General features: G+C 70.6%; 19 protein-coding genes. 9 read left to right on the plus strand and 10 right to left on the minus strand.

The window, feature by feature from the left end; translation table 11 throughout:
- From OWM54_RS26495 to fliB, 3 genes are read left to right on the plus strand one after another with little or no spacing between them, the layout of a single operon-like run.
- On the plus strand, positions 1 to 3,585 hold the full coding sequence (locus OWM54_RS26495) for a TIGR02266 family protein (protein ID WP_267699295.1): 3,585 nt from the start codon (positions 1 to 3) through the stop codon (positions 3,583 to 3,585).
- Between the two features lie 18 nt (positions 3,586 to 3,603).
- Positions 3,604 to 3,843 (plus strand): ClpX C4-type zinc finger protein, encoded by a 240-nt coding sequence (locus tag OWM54_RS26500; RefSeq protein WP_223782701.1) that lies wholly within the window; start codon positions 3,604 to 3,606, stop codon positions 3,841 to 3,843.
- Between the two features lie 13 nt (positions 3,844 to 3,856).
- Entirely contained in the window at positions 3,857 to 5,119 is a 1,263-nt protein-coding gene (fliB, locus tag OWM54_RS26505) for a flagellin lysine-N-methylase (RefSeq protein WP_267699296.1), read from the plus strand.
- Between the two features lie 26 nt (positions 5,120 to 5,145).
- Here fliB and OWM54_RS26510 read toward each other — a convergent pair whose 3' ends face one another.
- A complete protein-coding gene (locus OWM54_RS26510; protein ID WP_267699297.1) occupies positions 5,146 to 5,766 on the minus strand; it encodes a DsbA family oxidoreductase in 621 nt (206 codons plus the stop codon).
- A gap of 220 nt (positions 5,767 to 5,986) precedes the next feature.
- Between OWM54_RS26510 and OWM54_RS26515 the strand changes: the two genes are divergently transcribed.
- Entirely contained in the window at positions 5,987 to 8,020 is a 2,034-nt protein-coding gene (locus OWM54_RS26515; RefSeq protein WP_267699298.1) for an alpha/beta hydrolase family protein, read from the plus strand.
- A 74-nt stretch (positions 8,021 to 8,094) separates the two neighbouring features.
- On the opposite strand, the gene OWM54_RS26520 is transcribed toward OWM54_RS26515, so the two are convergent.
- From OWM54_RS26520 to OWM54_RS26555, 8 genes are all read right to left on the minus strand, one after another.
- Positions 8,095 to 8,373 (minus strand): hypothetical protein, encoded by a 279-nt coding sequence (locus OWM54_RS26520; RefSeq protein ID WP_141332695.1) that lies wholly within the window; start codon positions 8,371 to 8,373, stop codon positions 8,095 to 8,097.
- 61 nt (positions 8,374 to 8,434) lie between these two features.
- A complete protein-coding gene (locus OWM54_RS26525; RefSeq protein ID WP_267699299.1) occupies positions 8,435 to 9,142 on the minus strand; it encodes a DUF4142 domain-containing protein in 708 nt (235 codons plus the stop codon).
- Positions 9,143 to 9,570: 428 nt separating this feature from the next.
- Positions 9,571 to 11,325 (minus strand): peptidase MA family metallohydrolase, encoded by a 1,755-nt coding sequence (locus tag OWM54_RS26530; RefSeq protein WP_267699300.1) that lies wholly within the window; start codon positions 11,323 to 11,325, stop codon positions 9,571 to 9,573.
- Between the two features lie 11 nt (positions 11,326 to 11,336).
- A complete protein-coding gene (locus OWM54_RS26535; protein WP_267699301.1) occupies positions 11,337 to 14,480 on the minus strand; it encodes a DUF4175 family protein in 3,144 nt (1,047 codons plus the stop codon).
- Between the two features lie 444 nt (positions 14,481 to 14,924).
- Positions 14,925 to 15,470, minus strand: a complete 546-nt coding sequence (locus OWM54_RS26540) for a MarR family winged helix-turn-helix transcriptional regulator (protein ID WP_223747243.1) — start codon at positions 15,468 to 15,470, stop codon at positions 14,925 to 14,927.
- A gap of 277 nt (positions 15,471 to 15,747) precedes the next feature.
- Positions 15,748 to 17,460 carry a dipeptidase gene (locus OWM54_RS26545; RefSeq protein WP_223746933.1) on the minus strand — a complete coding sequence of 571 codons (1,713 nt, stop codon included), beginning with the start codon at positions 17,458 to 17,460 and terminating at the stop codon, positions 15,748 to 15,750.
- 158 nt (positions 17,461 to 17,618) lie between these two features.
- Complete coding sequence (locus OWM54_RS26550; RefSeq protein WP_267699302.1) at positions 17,619 to 17,972, minus strand: ComEA family DNA-binding protein; 354 nt, start codon at positions 17,970 to 17,972, stop codon at positions 17,619 to 17,621.
- Complete coding sequence (locus tag OWM54_RS26555) at positions 17,969 to 18,217, minus strand: hypothetical protein (protein WP_194869429.1); 249 nt, start codon at positions 18,215 to 18,217, stop codon at positions 17,969 to 17,971. The genes OWM54_RS26550 and OWM54_RS26555 overlap by 4 nt, the downstream gene beginning before the upstream one ends.
- A 310-nt stretch (positions 18,218 to 18,527) precedes the next feature.
- Here OWM54_RS26555 and OWM54_RS26560 point away from each other — a divergent pair, with 310 nt between their 5' ends.
- The 3 genes from OWM54_RS26560 (at position 18,528) to OWM54_RS26570 (ending at position 20,943) form a co-directional block, all read left to right on the plus strand.
- Positions 18,528 to 19,424, plus strand: coding sequence for an MBL fold metallo-hydrolase (locus OWM54_RS26560; protein WP_267699303.1), 897 nt, complete (start codon positions 18,528 to 18,530; stop codon positions 19,422 to 19,424).
- 192 nt (positions 19,425 to 19,616) lie between these two features.
- Positions 19,617 to 20,078: a carboxymuconolactone decarboxylase family protein gene (locus OWM54_RS26565; RefSeq protein WP_223746936.1), complete on the plus strand. Its 462-nt coding sequence runs from the start codon at positions 19,617 to 19,619 to the stop codon at positions 20,076 to 20,078.
- A complete protein-coding gene (locus tag OWM54_RS26570) occupies positions 20,065 to 20,943 on the plus strand; it encodes a sigma-70 family RNA polymerase sigma factor (protein ID WP_267699304.1) in 879 nt (292 codons plus the stop codon). Before OWM54_RS26565 ends, OWM54_RS26570 begins: the two co-directional genes overlap by 14 nt.
- Positions 20,944 to 21,199: 256 nt before the next feature.
- Here OWM54_RS26570 and OWM54_RS26575 read toward each other — a convergent pair whose 3' ends face one another.
- Entirely contained in the window at positions 21,200 to 24,061 is a 2,862-nt protein-coding gene (locus OWM54_RS26575; RefSeq protein ID WP_267699305.1) for a hypothetical protein, read from the minus strand.
- 268 nt (positions 24,062 to 24,329) lie between these two features.
- Here OWM54_RS26575 and OWM54_RS26580 point away from each other — a divergent pair, with 268 nt between their 5' ends.
- Both OWM54_RS26580 and OWM54_RS26585 read left to right on the plus strand, forming a co-directional pair.
- Positions 24,330 to 25,583 carry a dipeptidase gene (locus tag OWM54_RS26580; protein WP_267699306.1) on the plus strand — a complete coding sequence of 418 codons (1,254 nt, stop codon included), beginning with the start codon at positions 24,330 to 24,332 and terminating at the stop codon, positions 25,581 to 25,583.
- Between the two features lie 160 nt (positions 25,584 to 25,743).
- Positions 25,744 to 26,844, plus strand: coding sequence for a hypothetical protein (locus tag OWM54_RS26585; RefSeq protein ID WP_267699307.1), 1,101 nt, complete (start codon positions 25,744 to 25,746; stop codon positions 26,842 to 26,844).
- Positions 26,845 to 26,886: the final 42 nt, after the last annotated feature.

Consider the following 26,886-nt stretch of genomic DNA (forward strand, 5'->3'; position numbering starts at 1 on the left):
ATGGATCAAGGCAGGCGCACCACGGACCGGAAGGCAGTCGGTCTGTTGGTGAAGCTCAAGCATGAAAGCGTGGGGAGCTTCGCGGAGGAGTTCGCCACCAACCTGAGCCCGGGCGGGATGTTCATCCGCTCGCGCACCCCGCAGCCCGTGGGGACACCCGTCAAGTTCGAGGTGCAGATCGCCGGAGGCGTGCGCGTGCTGCGCGGCACCGCCGACGTGCGCTGGGTCCGTGAAGTGGGAGACCCCGCGGGGCCTCCCGGCATGGGGCTCCAGTTCCACGAGCTGGACCCGGCCAGCCGCGCGCTGGTGGACATGATGCTCCTGCAGCGCAAGCCGGAGGCCCCCGCGGCCGCCGTCTCGCCGCTGCCCGCCATCGCCCCGTCCGTCGCGCCGCTGGCCCCCTCCATCGCGCCGGCTGTCGCGCCCGTGCAGGCCCGGCCCGCACCCGCGCCCGTGGCGAAGCCCGCCGCGGCGCCTCGTGGGCCCGCGCTGGACTCGCTGTTCGATGACCTGGACGCGCCGGCGTCTCCGGGGCTCGACGAGCCCTTCGACTTCTCCCCGCCGCCCGCCGCGCCCGCTGATGACGTGGACATCCCGCTCGAGGAGCTCATCGCGAGCACGCCGCCCCCGCCCGCCGCGCCGCTGATGGACGAGCCGCTGCCCGGGTTCGAGCTGTCGCTCGACGAGGCGCCGCTCGCGCAGGGCGAGATGCTCGATGAGGCGCCCATCGAGGTCGGCCTCTCCGTGGAGGACGAGTCGTCCTCGCCGGCGAGCTCCAGCGGCCCGATGGAGTTCGACCTCGACATGTCCGAGGCCACCGGGGCCCCCGCGCCTTCCGCCGCGAAGCCCAAGGGGGGCGCACCCGAGTTCGACCTGGACTTCAGTGACGCGGTGGAAGAGACGCCCGCGCGTCCCACCGCCACCGCGAAGCCCGCGGGTGGCGCGTTCGAGTTCGACCTCGATTTCAGTGACGTGGTGGAGGAGACGCCCGCGCCGCCGCCTCCGCGCCCCAGTGCGCCGCCTCCGCCCGCCGCCGCGAAGCCCGCGGGTGGCGCGTTCGAGTTCGACCTCGATTTCAGTGATGCGATGGAGGAGACGCCCGCGCCGCCGCCTCCGCGCCCCAGTGCGCCGCCTCCGCCCGCCGCCGCGAAGCCCGCAGGAGGTGCGTTCGAGTTCGACATGGACCTGAGCGACGCGATGGAGGAGGCCCCCGTCGCGCCGCCGCCTCCTCGTGCCAGCGCGCCGCCTCCGGCGCGTCCCGCCGCCGCAGCGAAGCCCGCGGGGGGCGCGTTCGAGTTCGACCTGGACCTGAGCGATGCGGTGGAAGAGGCCCCGGTCTCTCCGCCTCCGCCTCCTCGTCCCAGCGCTCCGCCTCCCGCCGCCGCGAAGCCCGCCGGAGGTGCGTTCGAGTTCGACCTGGACCTGAGCGACGCGGAGGAGGAGGCCCCGGCCGCGCCGCCCCCGCGCCCCGTCGCGCCGCCGCCTCCTCCCGCGGCCGCGAAGCCTCGCAGTGGTGGCAGCCTGGAGTTCGACCTGGACTTCAGTGACGCGGTGGAGGAGCTGCCTCCCGCCGCGCCGCCTCCGACGCGCACCTCACCGCCGCCGCCTCCCTCCTCGGCTCGCCCGGCGGGCGGCGTCGAGTTCGACCTGGACCTGTCGGGCATGGGCGGCAGCGCGCCTCCGGGCGTGGCCGCTCCCCGCGCGCCCGTGGCCCAGGCCCGGCCGCCTCCGCCCCCGCCCCCGGCCGCGTTCCAGCCGCCGCCTCCCGCGCCCGCGGCTCCGTCACTGCCCAACGTGCGCCGCGAGGCCCCCAGGGCTCCCGAGCCGGTGGGGACTCCCACGGTGCTGACGCCGGCCGCCCCCAAGGCCGCGCCCGTCGCGCCCGCGCTCGACGAGCGGGGTCTGCCCAGGACGGTCTTCCTCCCGCCGCCTCCGCAGATCGCCGGCACGGGCCCCGTCATCGGCATCGACCTGGGCACCACCAACTCGTGCGTGGCGCTCCTGTCCAACGGCCGCCCGGTCGTGCTGCGCTCGCGCGAGGGCTACAACACGATTCCGTCGGTCATCTCGCTCAACGCGCAGAACAAGCTGCTCGTCAGCCACCGCGCGAAGAACCAGCTGGTGCTGCGCCCCCAGCACACCATCTACGGCGCGAAGCGACTGGTGGGCCGGCCCTACGACAGCGCCGTGGTGAACCAGGTCCGCGAGCGCTTCCACTACGACATCGTCCCGGACGCGGCGGGCCGCGCCGCCGTGCGGCTGATGGACAGCGTGCTCTCGCTCGAGGAGGTGCAGGCCATCATCCTCCGCGAGTGCAAGGAGATGGCGGAGGCCCACCTCAACCAGAAGGTGGAGCGCGCGGTGGTGACGGTGCCCGCGTACTACTCCGAGCCGCAGCGTGAGGCCGTGCGCAAGTCCGGCATCCTCGCGGGCCTCAAGGTGGAGCGCATCCTCAACGAGCCCACCTCCGCGGCGCTCGCCTACGGCCTCAACCGCGAGCTCAACAAGCGCGTCCTCGTCTACGACCTGGGCGGCGGTACCTTCGACGCCACCATCCTCAAGATTGAGAAGAACGTCTTCGAGGTGCTCGGCACCGGCGGCGACATCTTCCTGGGCGGTATCGACTTCGACAACCTCATCGTCGACTTCCTGCTCAAGCGCTTCCAGGAGAAGGAGGGCCTGGCGTTCAACGGCGACGGCATCGCGCTGTCCCGCGTGAGCGACGCCGCCGAGCGCGCGAAGATGGCCCTCTCCGAGCGCGCCAGCTTCGAGGTCCACATCCCGATGTTGATGATGGACGACTCGGGGCGGCCTCGGGATTTGCGCGTGGTGATGACGCGGCAGGAACTGGAGAAGATCTGCGACCCGCTGCTCAGCCGCACCGTGGACGTGGTGCGCGACGTGCTCCTGGACGCGAAGCTGAAGGCGGCCGAGGTGGACGACATCATCCTCGTGGGCGGCATGAGCCGCATGCCGCTGGTGCGCGACAAGCTCAAGGGCCTGTTCGGCAAGGGGCCGCAGGCGAGCGTCAACGCGGACGAGGCCGTGGCGCTGGGCGCGGCGCTGTACTCGGGCTCGGTGGACAAGGTGAGCAGCGTGGTGCTCATCGACGTGCTGCCCATGACGGTGGGCATCGCGATGCCCGGTGGCGCCTTCAAGCGCGTCATCGAGCGCAACAGCCCGCTGCCCGCGCAGCGCTCGTTCGCGCTGAGCACGTCGAAGGACAACGAGGAGGTCCTCGAGCTGTCCATCTTCCAGGGCGAGGACAATCACATCTCCGCCAACGAGTACCTGGGCACCGTGCGCATCGAGGGCCTGCCCCGAGGGCCGAAGGGCTCGGTGCGCGTGGCCGTCACCATCAAGCTCGATTCGGAGTGCGTGCTGCACGTCGAGGCGCGCGAGTACTCCACGCGCAAGGAAGTGAAGGCCACGCTGGCCACGCGCTACTCGCCGGAGGAGCTGCAGAAGCAGCTGCAGGTGAGCAAGGAGTCGGTGAAGGCCGCCGAGGAGCGTCGTGGCGCGGACCTGAAGGAGCGCGCGGGCGGATTCTGGGGCTTCGTGAAGAAGGCGCTGGGCCGGAAGTAGCCTGTGAGGAATGGGGAGATGAAAGGACCGTACGTCTCGAATCAGCCCACGCCGGCCCGGCGGCGCTGCTCGTTCTGCGGCGCCCTGGCGCATCAGGTGGGGCGGCTGCAGGCGGGCATGGGGAGCGCCGCCATCTGTGATGCCTGTGTGGTGCGGCTGTTCGCGACGCTGGACCGCGAGGCCTTCTCCGTGACCGCGCCGCCCGTGTCGGGTGACGCGGTGGTGGTGGGGCTGCGGGGCGGCTCGGACGACGCCTGAGCTCGAAAGGTCCATGTCCGCCACGGCTCCCCGGTATCTGACGCGCTTCCAATGTCTGGCGGACACGTGTGAGGACACGTGCTGCGCGGGGCTCGTGGTGCCGGTGAGCGACGCGCGGTGGAAGGTGCTGCGCGACGCGGTGGCGGGAGGACCGGACGCGGCGCGGGTCGAGGCGCTCGTGCTGCCCGACCCGGGCAGCGGCGTGGGCGCGGAGGCCGCGTACATCGCGAAGCGCGAGGACGGGCTGTGCTCGTTCCTCGATGCCCGGAAGTTGTGCTCGTTGCATCGCGCGTATGGCGAGGCGGTGTTGCCGGATGCGTGCGCGGTGTTCCCGCGCGTGGCCACGCGCAGGGCAGGGCGGTTGGAGGTGACGGGCTCGTTCGGTTGCCCGGAGGTCGTGCGCCTGTGCCTGCTCGCGGAGGACGCGCTGGAGCCCGTGCCGGTGGACGCGTCGCTCGCGGCGCGGCCCGAGCTGGCGCGAGCGCTGGGCGGAGAGGACGCGGCCGACGCGTGGACGTGGCATGCGGCGCGGGTGCGCGAAGTGGCGCTGCGCATCCTGGAGCGACGCGAGTACCCGTATGCCTCGCGGCTGTTCATGCTGGGGGAGCTGGCCCGGCGGCTCGGGGCCTTCTACTTCCGGGGGACGGAGGCGTTTCGAGACGAAGCACTGCTCCTCTCGACGCTCTCTGACTTCGAGGCACCGTCGACGCTGGACGCGCTGCACGCGATGGTGTCCTCGGTGCGACTGCCCGGCGGCCCGTGGGCCGGCATCTGCGGCGCGGTGCTGCGCGCGCGCATCGACGGCGTCCGGGGCGCGCGGTTCCAGGCGTGGGCCCGCGCCATCCAGGCGTCCTACGGTGGTCCGAGCGCCGCGCCGGACGACGTCTGGGCCCAGTACTCCGAGCGACGCGCCCGACTGGAGCCCGTGCTCGGCGAGCGCATCGAGCAGTACTTCCGTCACCACGCGGTGAACCACTGGCTGCGCAACCCATTCACCGACAGCCCCTCGGTGATGGACTCCGTCTTCAAGCTGACCCTGCGCGCCGCGATGCTGCGCTGGGCGCTGTTCGGACATCCCGAGGTCGTGGCGCTGTGTGAAGACCCCTCACCGAGCGATGCCCGTGCGCGCCTCGACGCCGCGGCGGTGGAGTGCTTCCAGCTCAGCGCGAAGCACCTGGAACAATCACCCGAGCTGCACGACCTCGCGCAGGGGCTCTCCGGCGGCGCGGGACCTGACTCGCTCCCGCGCATGCTCGTGCTGCTCCAGGGCATGTAGCGAGCGCGAGTCGCCCCGCGCCCACCTCACGTCGTCGTGCGAGGCTTCGCGCCCAGCCGCTCCATCGCCTGCTTGAACACGGCGTAGTCCTGCGCGCCCTGGATGCCGAAGCGCTCACCCAGCACGAACGTGGGCACCGCGCTGACGCCCATCTCCTGCGCCGCGCGCACCGCGTCCTCCACCACCTTCGCGAACTCGCCCCCCTCCACCGCGCGCTGGAGCGCGTCCGCGTCCAGCCCCACCTCCTCGGCCGCGCCCCGGAGCGTCTCCCACTGCCAGAGGTCCTGACCCTCGCTCCAGTACCGGCGCAGGATGGCCGCGTGGTACGGCTCCAGCTTGCCCTGCGTCCTCGCGTACTCCGTGGCCTGGTGCGCCCGCCGCGTGGAAGGAATCACGTCCCGGTCCACCATCTTCAGCCCCGCCTGCGCCGCGCGGAGCTTGAGGGGGTTGTTCGGGTCCTTCATCTTCTCGCGGATGTGCGCGGGCAGGGGCAGCCCCTCCGGCGGCGTCTCCGGGCGCAGGAAGAAGGGCTGCCAGTCCACCTGGATGTCGAACTCCTGCTGGAGCTTCTTGACCTCCTGGAGACCGACGTAGCACCAGGGACACACGAAGTCGGACCAGACACGCACGCTGACGGGTGGGCTCATGCCCCTCTCACTAACCGGACTGGCGCGTCACGTCATGGCTTCCGCTCCCGGGAAGTCCCGACCCCACTTTCCATGACGCGCCGGGCATACGGGCGCCCCTCGCATGTTCCGACGCCCCAAGGTGGACAGCGCCCGGAGGAGCGGGCACGGTCCACCCCCGAAAACCCCGCCCGAGCGCTCGCCTGGATGGACGCGCGCGGGCCCACCCCAGGAGGACACCTTGCCGCTGTCGCTTGTCGCGGCCCTGGCCCTCGCCGCCACCCCGGCGCCGGCCAAGACCCAGCCGTTCAACCACCACGACATGATTTCGATGCGCCGGCTGAGCAACCCGCGCGTCTCTCCCGACGGGACCCAGGTCGCCTACGTCCTGCGCTCCACGGATCTGGAGGCCAACCGCGGCCGCACGGACTTGTGGCTCGTCGGCGTCGACGGGAGCGCCCCGCGCCAGCTCACCTCGCACCCGGACGCGGACTCGGACCCCACCTGGGCCCCGGACGGCAAGAGCCTCTTCTTCCTGTCCTCGCGCGGCGGCTCCTCCCAGGTGTGGCGCCTGCCCATCGACGGCGGCGAGCCCACCCAGGTGACGAAGCTCCCCCTGGACGTCGGCACCTTCCGCCTGTCCCCGGACGGCGCGCGGCTGGCCGTGTCCATGGAGGTGTTCCCCGACTGCGCGGGTCTCGACTGCAACACCCAGCGCGAGGCGGAGCGCTCCAAGCGCAAGGCCACCGGCCGCACCTACGACAAGCTCTTCGCGCGTCACTGGGACACGTGGAAGGACGGCCGCCGCTCGCACATCTTCGTCGTCCCCGTGGCCGGCGGCACGCCCGTGGACCTGATGAAGGGCATGGACGCGGACGGCCCCACCAAGCCCTTCGGCGGACCGGAGGAGTACACCTTCACGCCCGACGGCAAGAGCGTCGTCTTCACCGCGCGCGACGTGGGCCGCACCGAGTCCTGGTCCACGGATTTGGACCTCTTCGTCTCCCCCATCGACGGGAAGGCCAGGCCGCGCAAGCTCACCGAGAAGAACCGCGCCACCGACACCAGCCCCGTCTTCAGCCCGGACGGCAAGTCGCTCGCGTACCTGGCCATGTCCCGCCCCGGCTACGAGGCGGACCGCTACCGCGTCATCGTGCGCGCGTGGCCCGGCGGCCAGGAGCGCGTGCTCGCCGAGGATTGGGATCGCTCCGCTGGCGGCCTCGCCTGGAGCCCCGACAGCAAGACGCTGTTCGCCACCGCGGGCCACATCGGCCAGCAGCCCCTGTTCGCGCTGGACGTGGCCTCGGGCAAGGTGCGGCAGATTACGAAGGACGGCACGGACGACTCGCCGCAGCCGGCCGCCGGCAACCGCCTGGTCTACGTGCACGATGACCTGGACTCGCCCGCGGACCTGTTCGTCATGAACCAGGACGGCACGGGTACCAAGCAGCTCACCCAGGTGAACCAGGACACGCTCGCGCGCGTGCGCTTCGGCGGCTTCGAGCAGTTCGAGTTCCCGGGCTGGAACAACGAGACGGTGCGCGCCTACGTGGTGAAGCCGGTCGACTTCGACCCGAAGCGCCAGTACCCGCTGGCCTTCCTCATCCACGGCGGACCGCAGGGCTCGTTCGGCAACCACTTCCACTACCGATGGAACCCGCAGGTGTACGCGGGCCGCGGCTACGTGGCGGTCATGGTCGACTTCCACGGCTCCACCGGCTACGGGCAGGCCTTCACCGACGCCATCCGCGACGACTGGGGTGGCAAGCCGCTCGAGGATTTGCAGAAGGGCCTGGCCGCCGCGCTGCAGCGCTACCCGTTCATCTCCAAGGAGAAGAAGTGCGCGCTGGGCGCCAGCTACGGCGGGTACATGATCAACTGGATTGCCGGCAACTGGGCGGACGGCTTCAAGTGCCTGGTCAACCACGACGGCATCCTCGATGAGCGCATGGGCTACTTCGACACCGAGGAGCTGTGGTTCCCGGAGTGGGAGCACAAAGGCACGCCCTGGGAGAACCCCGAGGGCTACCGCAAGCACAGCCCCATCGAGCACGTGGGCAAGTGGAAGACGCCGATGATGGTGATTCACGGCGGCCAGGACTTCCGCGTCGTGGAGACGCAGGGCCTGGGCACCTTCACCGCGCTCCAGCGCCGCGGCATCCCCTCCAAGCTGCTCTACTTCCCGGAGGAGAACCACTGGGTGCTGCGCCCCGCCAACAGCCTGCAGTGGCACGACGAGGTGCTCGGCTGGCTGGACCAGTGGACGCGCAACTAGCTCACACCTGAAGCCGTCCCAGGGGCCCTTCGCGCGGAACATCGCGCGAGGGGCCCTTCCATGTCAGGGGTGCTTCAGGGGACGACGAAGCACTCGTCGATGCAGTGCTCCAGGTACTCCGAACAGCTCCGGTCGGAGATGCAGTCGGCACACTCGGCCACGCGCTCGCGCCGCTCGTCGGAGTCCCGGTCGTCGACCCAGTCGTTGATGCGGTCCGCGCACTTGCCCGTGTCGTCGCTGCCCGGGAAGCACTCCTTGCGGAGGTCACAGATGGTGTCGGCGTTGCTGGAGCAGCCGGTGAGCACCGCTCCGAGCGCCACCAGGGTCGTCACTGCGAGGGTTCGGATGGACATGTCGTGGTGTCCTACCGCACCCAGTGACGTCCTGGAATAGCCCTCGGAGCGGCGTGCGGGACTAGTTCTTCTTCGTCCCCATGTCGCCGTGGCCCGCGTGGTCCTTGTTGCCAGCCGGAGCGGGCGAGGCGCCGGAGCCGCCCACGGCCATGCCGTCATCCAGCTTGCCCAGAATCTGCCAGGCCTGCTCGCGGTGGGCGGGGACCTTCTGGGTGAGCTCGGTGAACATCGCCGTCAGCTCGGGACTGGCCGAGGGCATGCCCTGCCGCGCGGCGAGCACCTTGCCGAGCACGGCGTCATGGTCGCCCACCTGGGCCGCCATGTAACAGGAGTCGAAGGGCGCGCCCTGGAGGACGGTCAGCTCCTCCATCGTGGCCTTGTCCTGGGCCATCATCTTCTTCTCCACGTCGTTCATGGCCTTGGGCATGTCCGAGAGCTTCAGGCCCTTGCTCTTCGCATAGGCCATGAGCTTCTCGTCCATGGCGGTGTGGTCCTTGACCATCATCTCGCCAAAGGAGCGCACCTCGGCGTTCTGGGAGTTCTTCTGCGCGAGCTGGCCCGCCTGGATTTCCTGCTGGTTGGCGTAGTGCAGCCGCTCCAGCAGGGCCTTCTCATCGGTGGGGGCCATGAAGCCGCGGTACTCGGCCATGCCCTTCTGCGTCGTCGAGGGCTTCATGGCGGGCGTCGCCGACGCGCCGCTCTGCGCGAGCGCCGCGCCACCGGTGAACAGGGAGACTGCGAGGGCAAGGCCAGGAAGGGTGCGCTTCATGTGGACTGCTCCTTTCACGTCGGGAATCCAGCACTGTCGGGCCGCGGGCACGCACCTTGGGCCAACGCATGGTCCGTGGTGCGCGGAGCGGCGCGCGTCCGTGCGACAGCGCACGAACGCCGATGAGGACGTGGGGCAGTCAACGCTGGGACTGTACGGGTGTCGGACCAGAGGTGTCGGGTGCCTCACTTCCCCGGCGTGAAGCTAGGCACCCCCTGACAGGTCGGCTGCGCGCGCACAGGCCCGCTCGCTCCCCGGCCCGACGGGCGCGAGGGACGTGCGGGGTGGCCCGCGTTCGCGGGCGACAGGCTCCTTCAACAACGGCCTGCGTCGAGGGCGGGCCGCCTTCAGCGGTCGGCGTCGGAAGCGCTCGAGGGCAAGAGCGCCTTCCGCAGCCGGCGTCGGGCGCGCTCGAACGCAGAGCGCCTTCAGCGGCCGGCGTCGGGTGTGCTCGCGGCGGGAGCGGCGGGCGCCTTGGGCTTGTCGTCGCCGGAGGCGGGCACGCTGGTGCCGGACAGCTCCGCCTCCTCCTGGAGGAACCTGCGCGCCAGCTCGTCCACCTCTTCGGGCTTCAATCCCGTGAGCACCGCCGTCGCCGTCTTCGCGCGCGTCGCCAGCTCTGCCTCGCCGAGCGCGCCGTGGATGCGCGTGAGCGCCACGTGGATCTCCGGGTCGAACGGGTCCGACGCGAGCGCCTCCAGGTACGCCGTCTTCGACTTCGGGTAGTCCTTGCGGTGCAGGAGGATGCGGCCCAGGTGCACGTTGGTGGCGGGCGCGCCGGGGTGCACGCGCAGGCTGCCGCGCAGCACGCTCTCCGCCTCGTCCAGGCGCTTGAGCTCCAGGAGCGTCAGCGCGTACTTGTTGGAGACGGACTCGTACTTGTCGCCCACCAGCTTGTGCGCCTTGGCGTACTCCTCGGCGGCGGCCTTCACCCGGTTTCGCTCGCGCAACAGCTCCCCCAGGTGCGCGAACTTGCGCGCGGGGACCTCCTGCACCTCGTTGAAGTCACCGAAGGAGATTTCACGGCCCTTCTTCTCGCCGTCCTCCTTCACCTTGCCCTTGGCGTCCTCCTTCAGCACCACGCGGTCGTCGCGCGGCACCAACTCCATGGGGAAGGGCTGCTTCTTGATGTGGGCGAGCCAGGCCTTCTCGAACAGGCCGAACGGCATGCCCATGGCCGTCTCCACCGCCTTCTTGTCGGACTGGCCGGCCTTGAGCCCCTGCACCACGGCGCGCAGGCCCGCGGCGCCCTTGGACTGGTGCACGTAGTCGATGGCGTAGAACACCTCGGCGAACGCGGTGGCCGCGTCCTCCGCGGTGGGCAAGAGCGCGATGGACGGGTGCATCTTCTCGAACGGGATGAGCTTGTCCGCCTTCACGCGCTTGCCGAGCAGGGCCTGCGTGGAGGGCGTCATCGCCAGGCCCGCCTTGCCGCGCCAGCGCGACTCCAGGAACTTGGCCAGGCCCTCGTGCAACCAGATGGGCACCGTGTTGCGGCTCATCTGGCTGACGACGAGGTGGATGTACTCGTGCGCCAGCGTGTCCTGCCAGTCGTAGCCCTGCGCCACCGCCTTGGGGCTGGTCACCATCAGCTTGTTGAACTTGCAGATGGCGATGGTGCCGGTGGTGCGGATCTGCTTCTCGGTGAGCGTGCTGACCTTGGCCAGCTCGCGCGCGTTGTTCACCACCTCCACGCGAATCTTGCCGCCCGGAGGCGTCCAGCCCAGGTCCTCCGCCATGGCGCGGTGGATGGCCTCCAGCGTCTCCAGCGCGTACGGCACCAGCACCGCCTCCTTGCCCTTGGGGTAGAGGAAGATGAAGTGCTCGCTCTCCGCGCGCTGGTGGTTCTTGACGATGTCGCGCGTGTCCTTGGCCAGCCGCAGGTAGCTGCCCGGCTTGTCCTCGATGTTGGCGCCCTGCAGCAGGCCCACCGCGTCGTCGTAGCGGCCCTCCTCGAAGGCCACGCGGCCCTGGTAGTACTTCAGGGGCTCCACGTCGGCGGGAATCAGCGCCTCCACCTCGGACAGCTCGCGCCGGGCGCCCGGCACGTCCCAGTCATCCAGCGCCGACTCCACCTGGCCCAGGCGCGTCTTCACCTCGTCCTTGAGCGAGGACTCCTGCGCGAAGGCGGGCATGGCCGCGCACAGGCCCAGCGCCAGCACCAGCGCTCCCCAGTGATTCATCCGGGCGTCCCTCACTTCACCAGCTCCTCGTAGTAGCGCTTCACCTGCTCGCGGTACTTCTCCGGCGCGCCCTGCTTCATCGCGTCCAGCAGGTCCTTGCGGAACTCCTTGGGCGCCTGGAAGGCGTCCTCGTCGGGCAGCTCCACCTGGTCCTTGGGGTCTCGTCCGGACTGGCCCTGCTTGCGCCCGCTCATTCCGCCCGGCAGCGGCAGCCCGCCCTTCCTGCCCTTCTGGCCCTGCTGCATCTGCTGCTGGAACTGCTTCAGGCCCTCGAGCGCCGCCTGCTGCTCGCCGTAGCCCCGGCCCGGGTCCTTGCCCTGCATGCGCTGGGCGGCCTCGCCCATGCGCTGGCCCACGCCCTCCATCTGCTGCGCGGCCTCCTCGCCGAACAGGGGCGCGGTCTGCTCCATCTCCTCCATCTGCTGGCGCAGCCCCTGCGCGCGCTGCTCCAGCTGCTGCTGCTGCTGGGCGAGCTGCTGCAGCTGCTGCTTCTCCTGCTGGGACAGCTGCGAGCCGGGAGGCGGGAAGAGGTTCTGGAGCTGGCGGTTGACGTCCTGCACGTTGCGCGCGTCGCGGTCCAGCCGCTGCGCCAGCTCCGAGGACTGCTGGCGCACCTCGGGCGGGTTGCCGAACATCTCGTCGAGCTGCTTCTGCTGCTCGCCCATGCCGGCCAGCTGGCGGGCGGCGTCCTCGGCGCGGGCGGCGGCCTCGGCGGCCAGGTCGAAGTCGTTCACCTTCAGCGCGTTCTCCACGTTGGACAGCTCCGACTGGGCCTCCTCCAGCGGGCGCGCGGCGCGGCTGTTGAGGTGCTCCGGGTTGAGCTTGTCGTAGCTCTGCTGGGCCTGCTGCACCTTGCGCAAGAGCTCGTCCTTGATGGCCTCGCCGCGCTGGGAGAGCTTCTCCTTGTTCTGCGCCCGGGCCTGGTCGCGCAGCTGGCGCGTCTGCTCCGCCACGCGCTGCTGCTCGTCGACGGTGCCCTTGAGCTCCTCCATGAACTTGCCGAACTTCTCGGCCAGCTCCGGGTACTGCTCGCCGCCGAACTCCTCGTTGGCGTCGTCCAGGCCCTTGAGCATCTCGTCCATCTGCATGCCCAGCTCCTGCAGCTTCGCGAGCGCCTCGTCCGTCTTGCCCTCGCGCATCAGCTTCTCGACGTCGTCCAGGGCGGACTGCAGGTCCTGCTCCTTCATCATCTCCGACAGGGCCTCGGCGTTGAGGTGCTCGTCGCGGATGCCCTTGCGCATCTCCGCCATGCGCTGCATCAGCTCCTGGATGCGCGCCTTGAGCTGTTGAATCTGCTCCATCACCGCCTGGCGCGCGGCCTCGTCCGGGTTGGCCTTGAAGTCCTCGATGAGGCGCGACAGCTCGCGGCGCTCGCCGGCCAGCTGCCTGGCCATCTCCTGCAGCGCCTCCAGCTTCTGCCGGTCCAGCAGCGCCTCCAGGTAGAGGATGTCCTTCTCCAGCTCGGTAATCTCCTCCGTCACCACGGCGGTGAGGCGGTTGCCGGTGCCCCAGTCCTCGCCGCGCGAGCGCTGGGTGCGCAGGAACAGGCGGCGGAAGTCCGCGGTGCCGTTGATGTGGCTGCCCAGCGACTCGGAGATGTTGGCCAGCGCGGAGACCAGCTCGGTGGGGACATCGCGCTCGCGCGACAGCGTCTGCGCCAGGGTGCGCATGTCGGTGATGAGCTGCTGGCCGCTGGTGTCCACCGCGCCCGCGGCGGCGATGGCCTGCGCGTCCTTCTGCTTCGCGCGGTCAGGCCCCTCCAGGCGGTCCGCCAGGTGGTCCACCATGCGGCCCCAGAGCTGCTCGGCCTTCTCCAGCGCGGCGCGGTGGTGCTCGGCGGCGGAGTAGATGCGCAGCACGTGCGTGCGGCTGACGCCCTTCTTGGGGCCCTCCACCGCGTCGTTGTCCTGCGCCTCCACGAAGTATGTAATCCGGTCGCCCGCGTCGACCTTGAGCGAGCCCAGGTCCCACGTGTACGTGTCGCGGCTCCGCCGGCCGTCCTCGCGCCGGAGCGGCACGCGCGTGTCCTGCTGCGCGCCGGGCGTGCGGAAGACGAGCGACAGGCCGGACAGGCCGTAGTCGTCGGTGGCCTCGTACTTGAGCGTCACCTTCTGGCCGGGGTCCACCTCCAGCTCCGCGGCGGGCGTCAGGAGCGACACCTGCGGCGCCTTGTCCGCCTCCACGGTGAGGGGGATGTCGGGGCCCACGGCGATGGGCTTCTCGCGCGTGCCGTAGAAGGCGAAGCGGTAGTGGCCGCCCTGCTTGGCGACGAAGGTGCCCGTCAAATCCCGGTTGCCCGTCACCTGGAGGGGCAGGGCCTCGCCGTTGATGACCAGCTCCGCGCGCTCCACGGGGCGGTCCGAGCGCGTCTTGATTTGAATCTCCGTGCCGGCCGGGGCGCTCACCGCGCCGTCGGTGCCGGGGACGGTGCGCTGGGACAGGCCGGTGTACGCGGGGTAGCGGTACGTCAGCTCGATGTCGCCGGTAATCGGCTCCACCTGGGCCTTGGCCTCGGGGGTCTTCGCGGTGTCGAGCACGCGCTGGACGCCCGCGGCCCACTTCTCGCCGAACAGGCCCATCACCAGCGCGAGCAGCAGCAGCACGCCGCAGGCGGCCAGGGCGGTGCGCTGCGCGGGGCGCGAGTCGACGACGGAGCGCGCGTCCACGGTGCGCACGCGCGCGTCCATCTGCTGGAGGAAGGCCTGGGCCAGCTCGGGCGAGCCGTTGGCGTGCGCGCCGTCCTCGCGCATCAGCTCCACGGCGGCGAGCACGTCCAGGGACAGCTCCGGGCGGCGCTCACCGACGAGCCGCGCGGTGAGCGTGTCATCCCCCACGCGGCGGCGCGCGAGCCACAGCCCGAAGACACACGCCAGCGCCACGCCCACCGGCAGCGCCAGGCCCAGCAGGCTGCCGCCCAGGCGCGGCGCCCACAGGCCCAGCAGGCCTCCGCCCACCCACAAGACGCACGCGGCCAGGAACCCCAGCGCGGTGCCCTGCAGCCACAGGTAGCGCCGCTGGCGCTGGCGCACGGAGGCCAGGAGCGCCCGGACCCCTTCGCCTCGCGAGCGCCGGCCCCTCGACGCGGGGGCGGACGGAGGGGGAGGTGGCGGGGGCGGCAGCTCGGGGCCTGGGCTCTGCGGGGTGTCGAGATTCACGCTGTCCTGTCCGCTCGTTCGCGAGGCAACCCCCGACAGGGGTGCCTATTTCCCGATTCTCTAGCAACGTCCGACGCGCCGCGAGGAGCTTGGACACGTCGATTTCGCTCGGGACGCGGCGAGGGTGTCCGACGCACGAAGGACGCGGCCGACGGAGGGTCCGGGAGGCAACGCGCGAGGGCCGTGCCCTTCGTCCCGACGGGGCGCGCCAAGTGCCCGTCATGACTCGGAAGTGGGCGACGGCCCCTGGCTTGGACGTGCCCCTCGGCGCGGGACGGCGAGCACCTCGTCCGGCGGGCAGGCGGGGGAGCGGCCCACGGACGAACGGGAGGGGGCGGAGGCGCCTCGCCGCGCTCGAGTCACGCGGGGCCATTCACTCCGGAGGGCCGCGCCGAGGTCCTCGGCCCGCGAGGGGGGCGGGCCGTGACGCTGCTCGGCGACGGTCTACTTGCGGACCTCTTCCTTGCGCGCCTCGTCCGCGCCCATCTCCACCTCGGACGGCTGCAGCCCACCCAGCTCCTGCGCGAGCGCGGTGAGCACGTCCTGGGTGGCGAGGATGCGCGAGCGCGACAGCCGCCCGAGCACGCGCTGCACGGCGGACTCGACGGTGCCCTCGGAGGGGATGTCGAGCGAGCGCCCCGCCTCGGTCAGCGCGAACAGCGCCTTGCGCCCGTCGAGCGGATCCGACTTGCGCTCCAGCAGGGCGCGCTTCTCCAGCCGCTTGAGGACACCCGTCAGCGTGCTGGGGTGGACGTGGAGGATCTGCGCGAGCGTCCCCGCGGTGATGCCGGGGAAGCGGCCCACCAGCCGGATGACCAGCCGCTGCGGACCCGTCAGGCCCAGCGTCGACTCCATCCGCTTCGAGGTGGACTGGAGCCCGTGGTCCACGGCCCACAACAGCCGCATGAACTCGAGCACTTCGCCGAGGGGCGGCCCCTTGAGCCGCTCGCCTTCGTGAGGTTCCGGTTCCCCGGTGGCCGCGTCCTTCATGCCTTCATCTTCCTTCACCTGCCGTCTCCCTGTCTCTGCCATGTCCATGGAGCCGCGGGAGGTGTCCAATCCTCGGGGTCCCCCGCCGCCAGATGGCGTTGTCTATCAGTCACTGAGGACAGAAGGGTGGGGCTTTCGTGCCCCGGCCCCGCAGGACCCCTCAGGGGAGCGCCCGGCCGCCCACCCCGCCAGGTGGGGGCCGGAGCGCCGGATTCCTCGGCGGGCACTCCGGAACATGGAAGGCCCGAGGCCCTCCCGGGAGGGGAGGGCGGGACGCTCAGGGCGCGGGCGCCACGGTGGGCTTGGGGGCGGCCGGGGCGGGGGGCGCCTTGTTGGCGGGCGCGGGGGGCGCCGCGGGCTTGGGCTCCTCGGGCTCGGGCGGCATCTGGATGCTCTTGCCGCGCTCCTGGGCGATGCGCCGGTACCAGCTGTCCGGGTACTTGGGGTGGTTCACCTTGCCCTGCTCGTCGCGGACGTTGCCGTCGATGTACTTCACGAGCAGCGTCTCGCCGAGCTTCCTCCAGCGCGTGTGGACCTTCTCGCCCTGGCTGAGCGAGTACTCGGTGAGGTAGCGCCGGGCCTCCTCGGGGCTGCGCTTGTAGTGCTCCAGCGCGGTGCGCTCGATGTCGGCCTGGTCCGCGAGGAACTGGCCCTCCAGCGCGCCCTGCTCCTTGTGCACGTCCACGGACATGTCGCTCCAGCGCGCGTAGGCCTGGTTGGACACCCAGTTGAACACCCAGAAGGACGAGTCCCAGGAGAAGCTGCCCCGGCTGGCCACGCCCTGGGCGAAGTTGCGCGGCACCTCGCGGATGCCCGCGTACATGGGCGTGTAGACCGTCATGGACGTGTCATCCACGCCGAACCAGAGCACGCCGCCGATGGGGGCGGGCATGGAGGCGCGCATCTGGGCGACGAAGGAGAAGCCCGTCTGCTGCGTGGAGATGGCGCGCTCGTGCACGTACTTCTTGCCGTCCACCTCCCACGTCATCGGCCGCCACCGGTACGGCAGGGCGTAGGGGCCCGCGCCCACGTCCTTCGTCATGTCGAGCGGCGTGCCGTCGAAGTGGTCGCGCATCAGCGACATCACGTCCTGCACGGACAGCTTCTTGTCGGGCTTCACCCACAAAGGCAGCCGCTTGTTGGGCGCCGAGCCGTCCGCGTACTCCGGGCCGAAGTTCTTCGACGGGGCCGCGCGCCGGAAGATGCTCCACACGCGCGCCTCGGAGAAGCGCTGCCCGCCGAAGTCGAGCGGGTTGTACGTCTGGGCGAAGCTGAAGTCCTTGTCCGCGCCCTTGAACCAGCCCTTCTCGCGCGCGAAGGAGATGACGTCCTTGGAGAAGAGCACGTTCTCCGGGTCGTTCATCGGGAACTGCTCGATGCGCGCCTGGTTGGCGTGCGCGGTGATGTGGCCCTCGGGCAGCTTGCGCGCCACCCACACGGCGCCCTTCTGGCCCGCGCCCTTGCCAATCATCTCCAGCAGCCACGCCTCCTTGGGGTCGGCGATGGAGAAGGACTCGCCGCCGGACGCGTAGCCGTGCTCGGCCACCAGCGTGGTCATGACCTGGATGGCCTCGCGCGCCGTCTTCGCGCGCTCCAGCGCGATGTAGATGAGCGAGCCGTAGTCGACGATGCCGGCGGGGCCCTCCAGCTCCTTGCGGCCACCGAAGGTGGACTCGCCGATGGACAGCTGGTGCTCGTTCATGTTGCCCACGACGGAGTACGTCACCGGGGCCTCGGGGATGCGCCCCAGGTGCTTGCCGGTGTCCCACTCGATGATGTCGCGCTGGGCGCCCGCGGCGTGGCGGCGGGCGGGCGTGTAGTACAGCTCGCCGTAGAGCTCGTGGGCGTCCGCGGCGTACGTCATCAGGGTGGCGCCGTCCGCCGTGGCCCCCTTGTTGACCAGCATGCTGGTACACGCGAGCACGGGCGGAGCGACCAGCGCGGCCGACACGGGCAGCGCGGTGAGCAGTCGGGGCAGTCGTCGGTTCATGGCGGCGGATGCTCTACCAGCCAGGGCCCGGATACAAACGTCCGTTGCGATGCGCCGGGTCGTCCCCGGGCTTGCCCCCTCACCCAGCAGTCGCCGCCCGGGCCACGAAGGGAGAAAACCCGGGCGGCGACCTTTCCCGAAAGAATGGACTCGTTGCGTCAGTTGTTCGTGGCGACCACCTCCTTTCCGTCCGCGGGAATGAGGACCTGCTCCACCCGCAGGGTGGTGGGGCCGTCGAGCGCGAGGTGGGGCTTGAGCTTGAGGAACTTCTTCTTGCCGAAGCCCTTCACCCGCACGAGCTCCTCCACGCGCTGGAAGCGGCGCTTCTCCCGATGCTGGATGATGCGCTGCGCCGCCTTCTCACCGATGCCCGGGAGCAGGTCGAGCTGTGAGGCCGAGGCCTCGTTGAGGTTCACCACGCCCGTGAACTGGTGGCGTGGCCTGGCCGCCTCCGCTGCGTTGGGCCACCCCACCCAGAGGCCCACGAGCAGCGCCGCCCACACAGCCCTCACGAGTGGCCACCCACGGGCGCGGCGTCCAGGCCCACCTCGCCCGCGTAGCGCCCGCCCATGCCCGGGGTCTCGCGCTTCTCCGCCGCCTCCCGCACGTGCAGCTTGCCGTCCAGCGGCAGCACATCCAGCAGCACGTTGAGCGAGCCGTCCTTGTTCACGAACGCGCTGCCCGCCCTCACCCAGATGCTCCCGCCCTTGCCCTCACGAATGGAGAACACCGCCAGTCGCTTCCCCGCCATCAGCATCATCCACCTCCACACTCGACACCGCGCCACCACGGCGCGGACCGCCTCATTCGTTCGACCGCCTGAGGTCGACTCCGGCATGAGCAGCCGTCGTGCCAGCGCGTGCTCCCTCTGGAGAGGTGGTCGCGCCACCGTGCGTGTGCGCGCGAGCCGTCCCACCGCGAGGACGGGCGACGGGACTCCAGCGGCTTCTCGCGAGGCGAGAGCGTCACGGTGGACGTGGGGATGAACCGTGTCGGGGCTCGGGAATGAAATCGCGGGGCGTTTGCTAAGACGCGCCGTGCCGCGTCACCCGCCGTCTGGAGGTTCCATGAAGGCCGTCGCCGCCGTGCTCGTCCTGTTGCCGTGTCTCGCGCTCTCGCAGGAGCGCGACTTTTCCCAGGTGGAGGTGCGCGCGACGCCGGTGGCGGGCAACATCCACCTGCTCCAGGGCGCGGGCGGCAACATCGCCGTCTCCGTGGGGCCGGACGGTCAGCTCATGGTGGACACCGAGTTCGCGCCCCTCGCCGACAAGCTGCGCGCGGCCCTCAAGAAGCTCGGCAGGCAGCGGCTGGCCTATGTGGTCAACACGCACGTGCACAGCGACCACACCGGAGGCAACGCCGCCTTCGGACGCGAGGCGACGCTCATCGCCCACGCCGCCGTTCGCGAGCGCATGTCCAAGCCGAGGACGCGCCGCGGGGAGACACTTCCTCCCGCGCCGGAGCACGCGCGCCCCGTCGTCACCTTTCAACAAGGCCTGAGCCTCTGGTTCAACGGCGAGGAGGTGCGCCTGACGCACCTGCCCGCGGGCCACACGGACGGCGACAGCGTGGTGCTCTTCGTCGGCAGCAACGTCCTGCACACCGGCGACCTCTTCTTCGCGGACCGCTTCCCCGTCATCGACCTGGAGGCGGGCGGCAACGTGGAGGGCTACGTGCGCAACGCGGAGGCGCTGCTCGCGGGCCTGCCTCCCGGCGTGCGCATCATCCCGGGCCACGGACCGCTCAGCGGCCGCGAGGCGCTGGAGCGCTTCGTCGCCATGTTGCGCGAGACGACGGCGCTCGTGCGGCGCAAGAAGGTCGCGGGCAAGACGCTGGAGCAGGTGAAGGCCGAGGGCCTGCCGGAGAAGTTCAAGGGCTTCGGCGAGGGGCACGTCAAGACGGACCGCTGGCTGGAGACCGTCTACACGGGCCTGGGCGTGGCGGCGCCGGGCGCGCGTCCCTGAGGGGCCCTTCGTCCCCTCGCCGCTGCCTCGCGAGCAGCCCGGCCCGTCAGGCAGGCCCGCGTGGCGCCGGCTGGGTGAGCCAGTCCCACGCCCAGACGCCTTGGACATTCGATAGGGCCATGTCACACGGGGCATCGGCTGCGTCGTCCTGGGGCTGGAAGGGCACTTCGCCCCCAGAACGAGGAGCCGCACATGAAGCCCAGGATGAATGCCTTCGCGGTCGCGCCCGACGCCCTCAACCTCATGGTGGATTTCAGCAAGAAGGTGGAGGCCCTGGGCCTGGAGCCGAGCCTCCGCGAGCTCGTGAAGATCCGCTCGTCCCAGATCAATGGCTGCGCCTTCTGCATCCACCTGCACACCCGCGCCGCCCGCGCCCAGGGGGAGACCGAGGAGCGCATCTTCCTGCTGAACGGCTGGCGCGAGTCGCCGCTGTACACCGAGCGTGAGCGCGCGGCCCTGGGCTGGACGGAGGCCCTGACGCTCCTGTCCACGACCCACGCTCCGGATGAGGACTACGCCGCGCTCGAACCCCACTTCACCCCGGAAGAAATCGTGAAGCTGACCCTCCTGATTGGCCTCATCAACACCGCGAACCGGCTCGTCCTCGGCTTCCGCATGGTCCACCCGGTGAGCCCGCGCAGTGAAGCCGCCTGACTCGACGCCCGCGGACGTCTTCGACCCGCTCCGCCCCCGGCTGCTCCGCATCGCCTACCGGATGCTGGGCATCGTCGCGGAGGCGGAGGACGTGGTGCAGGAGGCGTATCTGCGCTGGCATCAGACGGACCGCGAGGCCGTGCGGGACGCCGAAGCCGTGCTCGTCCGCACGGTGACGCGCCTGTGCCTGGATGTCCTGAAGTCCGCGCGCGTCCGGCGCGAGGAGTACGTGGGGACCTGGCTGCCGGAGCCCATCATCGAAACAGTGGAGGGCGACGATTTGACGCTGACCTTGATGATGGCCCTGGAGCGCCTGTCACCGCTGGAGCGCGCCGCGTTCCTCTTGCACGACGTGTTCGGCATGGACTTCGAGCAGGTGGCGAAGGCCCTCGACCGCGCTCCCGCGGCGTGCCGGCAGCTCGCCAGCCGGGCGCGAGCGCATGTGCGGGAGGCCCGGCCCCGCTTCCCCGTGACGGAGGCGAAGGGCCATGAGCTGGCACGGGCGTTCCATGCCGCGTCCCAGAGCGGTGATATGCAGGCGCTCCAGACCCTGCTGGCCCAAGACGCCGTCCTGTATGCCGACGGCGGTGGCAAGGCGAGGGCGATTCCCAATCCCGTCTACGGTCAGGAGAAGCTGCTGCGCTTCTTCCAGGGGGTGTGGCGCGCTCCCGCCGTGAGCTCGGCGCAGCTGGTTCACGAGGGCACCATCGACGGCCTGCCCGCGTACGTCACGGTGGATGCGGAGGGGGTGTTGCAGACCACGGCGTTCGGCATCGAGGACGGCCGCATCGTCGCCATCTATGTCATGCGCAATCCCGACAAGCTGAAGGGCATCCGGCACAGGGTCGTGGGCGGGTCGCCGTAGTGGGGCTCCGGCGCGCGGCGAAGGGCGCGCCACCCCTGGGCGGGCCATCCGGGAGTGAATCCCGGGGCCGTGACGTCGGCGAGGTGAAGCCCTCCGGGCTCCTCGAATGAGTGCGCCCATCAGTCCCGCCGTCCCCAGGCGCCTTGCGTGAACCGCTCCGTCCTCGTCGTGCTGGGAGCCACCCCATCGCTCGCCGCCGAGCCCGCGCGCTCGGGGCCGTTCGTCCGTGGGGGCGCACGCAGGCGCCCCGGCTCCATCACAGCTCGTGGTAGGGCTTCTTCGTGGACAGGGGGTTGGACCGGCTCACGCCCGACAGGTTCCCCACGCTGTTGCTCCGTCGCAGCATGGGGCTGGGCGCGCCCACGTGCCGCGAGCGGTCAACGGGCGCTTGGGGCAGGTCCATCGCCTTGGCCTCCTCAATCACGGTCATGTGGTCCTGGCGCAGGTCCATCGCCGCGGTCCGCGGGTTGTCGGGGGGCGCGGGCAGCGCGCCGTCATGCTCGACCAGGTACACCGCCAACTGGACGGCCCACGCGCCACAGCTGTCCTGGGCGAGCGCTTCGTTCCCGTCGCGGTCGTCCTGGTAGCGGACGGTGCAGCTCTCCGCCTCGATGCCAGGGAACGGCAGGTTGAGCAGTTGGAGGTCCTCCACCGGCACGTCGTCGGGGCTGAGCGGGTCGATGTAGAGCAGCTTCGCCTTGCGACGTCCCAGGAGGTTCGGCGCCCCGAGCGTGATGTAGAGCAGCGCCCAGTGATTTCGGTGGCGGTGGAGCGGCTGGATGATGATGGTCGTCGCCGTGGTGATGGCCCCATGGACGGCGGTGCTGTACGCGGAGCGGTTCATCTCCCGCCACTGGACGCGGCTGATGCCGGGGAGGACCGCGACGTGCGGGTGGCCCTGGAGGTAGTAGCGCTGGAGGCAGTAGATGTCGTCCTCCTCGTAGTAGGTCCCCTCGTCGTCGAGCTTCGGCAGCTCGCTGGGGTCGCTGAAGTGTCCCAGGGCCTCGTACTCCTTGCGCTTCGACTCCAGGTCCTCGGCCTCCTTCTCCCCGTCCCGCGGCGAGCCCGACTCCTGGCTCCCGGAGACCTGGGACTTCTTCTTGCGAGGCAAGTCGATGACCCGAGGGGAGGGCTCCGCCAGCACCCGCCGCTTCACCTTGCCCAGGTTGTGAGGGCTCAGCAGGGGGAAGTCATGGACCCGGGGCCGGACGGGCACGACGACGTCCTGGCTCGGGGGTTGGGTGACCACGAGGGGGCTCCCGAGCGATAGGCTCCCGGGGAGCTTGAGGTTCGGGCGGTCGAAGTCGATGCCCGTGTTGAAGAGGTCCAGGTTGCGCATCAGCAGGCGGTGCTCGAGCATCATCCTGCGGAAGTTCGTCTCCACGGAGGAGAGGACGTTCAGCTCCCGGGCCGTCTTCCCCTCCTTGGACTTGAGCTTGAGCTGGTGCTTGAGCAGCCCATCGAAGAAGGTCTGGACCGACAGGGGGGTGCCACAGACGCGCATGATGCCGTGGACGAGGTCTCCTCCCGTCGGGTGCTTGCTCGCGCTCTCGACCAGGATCAGCAACCCGCCTGCTCGCGACGTCTTCGACGTGGCCAGGAAGCCCTGGAAGAAGGCCAGGTACTCGGCCCGCTCCAGGGTGGTGTTGTTGGTCGTATCGATGATGATGGCCCCGAGCTCTCGCGCGGACACGAAGGGCTTGTTGTCGATGTTGATGGGATTGGGCGCGCCGTCGAAGACCAGGACGCGGGTGCCGACCTTGCTGTCCAGTGACGCGTAGAGCTCGTCATGGTCGAGCTCGAAGTAGGGCGCCCAGGACTGGATGGGCAGGGGCTCGCCCTGGGAGTCCAGCTTGGCGCCGCCCTTCGAGGAGAACAGCCAGTTCGAATACAGCATCCCGAACATCGTCGCCGACCGCAGCGCGGCCATGCCCGACACCAGCGAGGCCTTCTTGAGGACGAGCCTGTCGTTCACCTCGACCGGCGCGTCTCCGTCTCCCTTGGTGGGCTTCCTCGACGGCAGCAGGTCCGAGTCGTCATCCTCGTACTCGGACTCCGACCCGTAGCCTGAGTCATCGGGCTCGGGCTTGCGCTTCTTCTTGGGACCCTGGACGCGCGGGAGGACGCCCGCGAGGGTGTAGGAGACCTGGTTGTTCTCGAAGGCCCAGGAGCACGCCACCCCGCTGCCGTTGAAGTTGCCGATGAGCTCCGCGTAGTTCGCCGCCGTGGCCTTGGGGGTGTTGTTCGTCAGGGCATGCAAGGCCGACATCAGGCGGTCGAGCGCGGCGAGCTGGTCATCCCCATAGCCCTCCAGGGACGTGATGAGCTTGATGACCGGCGGCACCTTCGAGGGCACCACCTTGGGCATCACCTTGTGCATCGCGGTGATGAACTCGCCGGTGAAATCGAGCGCCTCGATGATGGCCTCGGCCCCGGCGGCAGGAGGCAAGAGCCCCGGGTCCAGCCGGATGCCGTTGGGGATGTCCGCGAGCGTGGGGAAGACCGAGCCGAAGCCCTCGCGTGAGACGACCTCGATGCCAATGCCGCGGGCGCGCAGCGCGCGCGTGAGCCTGGCCCCGAAGACGCACTGGATGATTCGCCACTGGCCCTGGTTGTTCAGCTTCGAAGGGAAGGCCTGCGCCTCGTTTCCGAGGATGCACAGCATCGGATAGCCGTGAATCTGCCAGCCCGGGCCGCGCTCCATCGTGAGCCGCGTGCCCCCCTCGACGTGGAAGCTCTTGCCCTTCTGCACGAAGCCGGCGAGCACCGCCTGGCACACCGCCCGCTTGGACAGGACGGCGATGTCGCTGAGCGGCACGGCCAGCCCAGCGCAACCCTCCTCGAACAGGGAGAGCAGCGCGTACATGCCGCCCTCGTTGCTGAGCGGCTGACGTCCGCCTCCCTTCGACGAGGTGTCGAGCGGCTTGCCCCGGCCCAGCACGAAGCCCGGGCTGTACGAGCGGGGATAGGACCGCGTCCCCAGGTTCGCGCCCATCGAGAACCTCGTGAAGGGCACCATCGAGTTCGCGGACGCGAGCATGACCTGGTGCAGCCACTCGAGGTCGTAGGTGATGCGGATGCTGCCCGCTTCTTGAGCTGCCTCGACTTGCCACACCATCGACCGGCTCCTTGGTTCCCCATCGGACGAGCCCGGGTGCGCATCGGGGGACGCGCGGCGTCGGGAGGGACCTGGCCGGAGGTTTTGCATGCGTCGCGCCAGGGTGGACTTCACTCGGGAGCGCGCGGGATGGGGCCCCTGGCGCACCGTTCCCGGGGCGCTTGCGTCGTGCCTGGACGCACGTTCGTCCCGAGGGGACGCGGCTTCAACCCATCCCCTCTCCGTGAAAGAGTGCGCCCACCCGTCCCGCCGTCCCGAGGTGCCTTGCGTGAACCGCTCCGTCCTCGCCGCCCTGGTCGTCCTGGGAACCGCCCCGTCGCTCGCCGCGGCGCCCGCGCCCGTCTCCGCCAAGGCCCGCGCCATCCATGACTCGGCGCTCATCATCGACACCCACGTGGACACGCCCCTGCGCATGCTCAACGAGGGCTTCGACGTGGGCTCCAAGCCGCCCAATGGCCAGGGGCACCTGGACCTGACGCGCGCGCGGGAGGGCAACCTGGGCGCGGCCTTCTTCTCCATCTGGGTGGAGCCCAAGGAGTACGCCGGCCGCTACACGCACCAGGCGCTGCGCATCATCGACTCGGTGCACACCGCGGTGGAGCGGCACCCCGACCAGATGGTGCTCGCGCTGTCCTCGAAGGACATCGTCGCCGCGCGCTCCGGCAAGCAGAAGAGGCTGGCCACGCTGCTGGGCGTCGAGGGCGGCCACGCCATCCAGAACGATTTGGGCGTGCTGCGCGACTTCTACCGCCTGGGCGTGCGCTACATGACGCTCACCTGGTCCAACACGAACGAGTGGGCCGACTCGTCGGGCGACCTCACCGACACCACCGTGAAGCACCACGACGGCCTCACCGACTTCGGCCGCGACGTGGTGCGGGAGATGAACCGGCTGGGCATGCTCGTGGACGTCTCGCACGTGTCCGACAAGACCTTCTTCGACACGCTGAAGGTGACGCGCGCCCCGGTGATTGCCTCGCACTCGTCCGCTCGCGCGCTCACGGACCACCCGCGCAACATGACGGACGAGATGCTCAAGGCCGTGGCCGCCAACCGCGGCGTCGTCATGGTGAACTTCTTCTCCGCCTTCGTCGACGACGACTACCGCAAGGCCTACGCCGCCATGTCCCAGGAGCGCGGCGCCGCCCTGGCCGCGGTGGAGGCGAAGCACCAGGACTCCGACCCTGTCACGCGCTTCCGTGCCCAGTCCCAGGCCGGCTGGGAGTGGGCCGCCAAGGTGCCGCGTCCTCCGCTCAAGGCCGTCATCGACCACATCGACCACATCGCCAAGGTGGCCGGCGTGGACCACGTGGGCCTGGGCTCGGACTTCGACGGTATCAACTCCGCGCCCGAGGGACTCGACTCGGTCGCGGACCTGCCGCGAATCACGGAGGCGCTGCTCGCCCGGGGCTACACGCGGGAGCAGCTGCACAAGATCCTGGGCGGCAATCTCCTACGGGTCTTCCGCGATGCGGAGGCCGTCAGCCGCGAGCTGCGCTCACCCCCCAGCGTCCGGCGCTGATTCCAGGCCCCGCGAGGGCAGGCGGCGGCACGAGGGAACGTGACGCCTGTCCGCCCGAGATTGCAGGCGCGGCGCATCTTTTCCGATGCACCTGCTGTACAGCGGGTCCGGGGAACCCGGGGGCTTCCTTCGGCCACACGCGAAAGCTAGCCTCGCGTTCATGGCATCGGGCGTCGTGTTGATTCGGCTGGGGCTCGTCGCCGCCCTGTGCCTGGGCGTGGAGGCTCGCGCGGAGGACGGCGGCGGCGCATGGCTGGCCGTGGCGCGCATCGCCTCCGCGGAGGACGGCGCCCTGCTCGAGCGCGTGCGCGGACAGAGCAGCGACTTGCCCGTGGAGCTGCGCGCCATGCCGGGCCCCTCCCTGGAGGGCCCGCCCCAGGCCCAGTGGCGCTCCGCCGTCGAGCTCGCGGACGCGCACCAGGCCCGCGCGGTGCTCTGGTTCCAGCGCTCCGGCTCCGAGCTGCGCGTCCACTTCGCCGAGCCCGGCAGCCGGCACCTCTTCGTCCGCACCGCGAAGCTGGAGGGACAACCCGGCGCGCTCGAGTGGTCCGCGGGCGCCGAGGCCGTGGCGCTCGTGGTGCGCTCCGCCCTGCGCGCGGTGGAGGCGGGCACGCCCCTGGGCGAGGTGGTGGAGGCCGCCGCGCCCCCCGTGCCCGTGCTCGAACCCGAGGCCGGCCCCGTCGTCGTGCCCCCGGAGCTGTGGACCTATCCGCCGGCCTCGAAGGACGCGCGCTCCCTGCGGTGGCAGGTGATGGTGGGCGGGCTCGCCGCGCTGGATGGGTACACGGACTCCGGCCAGCAGGGGTTCCTGATTGGCTCCGGGTGGGAGTTCCCCTCGGCGCGGCTGCGGCTGCTGCTCTCGCTGAGCCTGGCGCGCATGCTCCCGGATGGGCGCACCGACGTGAAGCTGGAGCAGTACTCGGGCGGGCTGTGGCTGGACTTCCCGCTGCTGGAGACGGGCGCCCTGCGCTGGGGCCTGGGCGCGGGGGCGGGCCTGCTGCTCTTCGGCCGCAGCACGGAGTCGTACTTCCCGGGCATCCAGGCCGCCAAGCCGCGCTTCATCCCCGCGCTGCTGGTGGGGCCCGACACGTCCCTGCGGTGGAGCTTCTCGCGGCTGCTCGCCGTGGAGCTGTCCGTGGCCGCCGACGCGGCGGTGGGGCGGCCCGAGCTGGGTTACTCCGAGAATGGAAACTTCGTGCCGCGCAATCAGGGCTGGGCCATCCGGCCCAGGGCGTCCCTGGCGCTGGTGCTGCTGCCATGAGCGGTGATGACCCGTTTTCGCCTCGGCCTCCCTCCATGGGGT

The sequence above is a fragment of the Myxococcus sp. MISCRS1 genome, assembly GCF_026626605.1.
Lineage (GTDB): Bacteria > Myxococcota > Myxococcia > Myxococcales > Myxococcaceae > Myxococcus > Myxococcus fulvus.

Excerpts from the sequence above, each read along its gene's own strand:
- OWM54_RS26495 (WP_267699295.1), top strand. The coding sequence starts at position 1 with ATGGATCAAGGCAGGCGCACCACGGACCGGAAGGCAGTCGGTCTGTTG.
- OWM54_RS26500 (WP_223782701.1), top strand. The coding sequence starts at position 3,604 with ATGAAAGGACCGTACGTCTCGAATCAGCCCACGCCGGCCCGGCGGCGC.
- fliB (WP_267699296.1), top strand. The coding sequence starts at position 3,857 with ATGTCCGCCACGGCTCCCCGGTATCTGACGCGCTTCCAATGTCTGGCG.
- OWM54_RS26510 (WP_267699297.1), bottom strand. The coding sequence starts at position 5,766 with ATGAGCCCACCCGTCAGCGTGCGTGTCTGGTCCGACTTCGTGTGTCCC.
- OWM54_RS26520 (WP_141332695.1), bottom strand. The coding sequence starts at position 8,373 with ATGTCCATCCGAACCCTCGCAGTGACGACCCTGGTGGCGCTCGGAGCG.
- OWM54_RS26525 (WP_267699299.1), bottom strand. The coding sequence starts at position 9,142 with ATGAAGCGCACCCTTCCTGGCCTTGCCCTCGCAGTCTCCCTGTTCACC.
- OWM54_RS26530 (WP_267699300.1), bottom strand. The coding sequence starts at position 11,325 with ATGAATCACTGGGGAGCGCTGGTGCTGGCGCTGGGCCTGTGCGCGGCC.
- OWM54_RS26540 (WP_223747243.1), bottom strand. The coding sequence starts at position 15,470 with ATGAAGGACGCGGCCACCGGGGAACCGGAACCTCACGAAGGCGAGCGG.
- OWM54_RS26545 (WP_223746933.1), bottom strand. The coding sequence starts at position 17,460 with ATGAACCGACGACTGCCCCGACTGCTCACCGCGCTGCCCGTGTCGGCC.
- OWM54_RS26555 (WP_194869429.1), bottom strand. The coding sequence starts at position 18,217 with ATGCTGATGGCGGGGAAGCGACTGGCGGTGTTCTCCATTCGTGAGGGC.
- OWM54_RS26560 (WP_267699303.1), top strand. The coding sequence starts at position 18,528 with ATGAAGGCCGTCGCCGCCGTGCTCGTCCTGTTGCCGTGTCTCGCGCTC.
- OWM54_RS26565 (WP_223746936.1), top strand. The coding sequence starts at position 19,617 with ATGAAGCCCAGGATGAATGCCTTCGCGGTCGCGCCCGACGCCCTCAAC.
- OWM54_RS26575 (WP_267699305.1), bottom strand. The coding sequence starts at position 24,061 with ATGGTGTGGCAAGTCGAGGCAGCTCAAGAAGCGGGCAGCATCCGCATC.
- OWM54_RS26585 (WP_267699307.1), top strand. The coding sequence starts at position 25,744 with ATGGCATCGGGCGTCGTGTTGATTCGGCTGGGGCTCGTCGCCGCCCTG.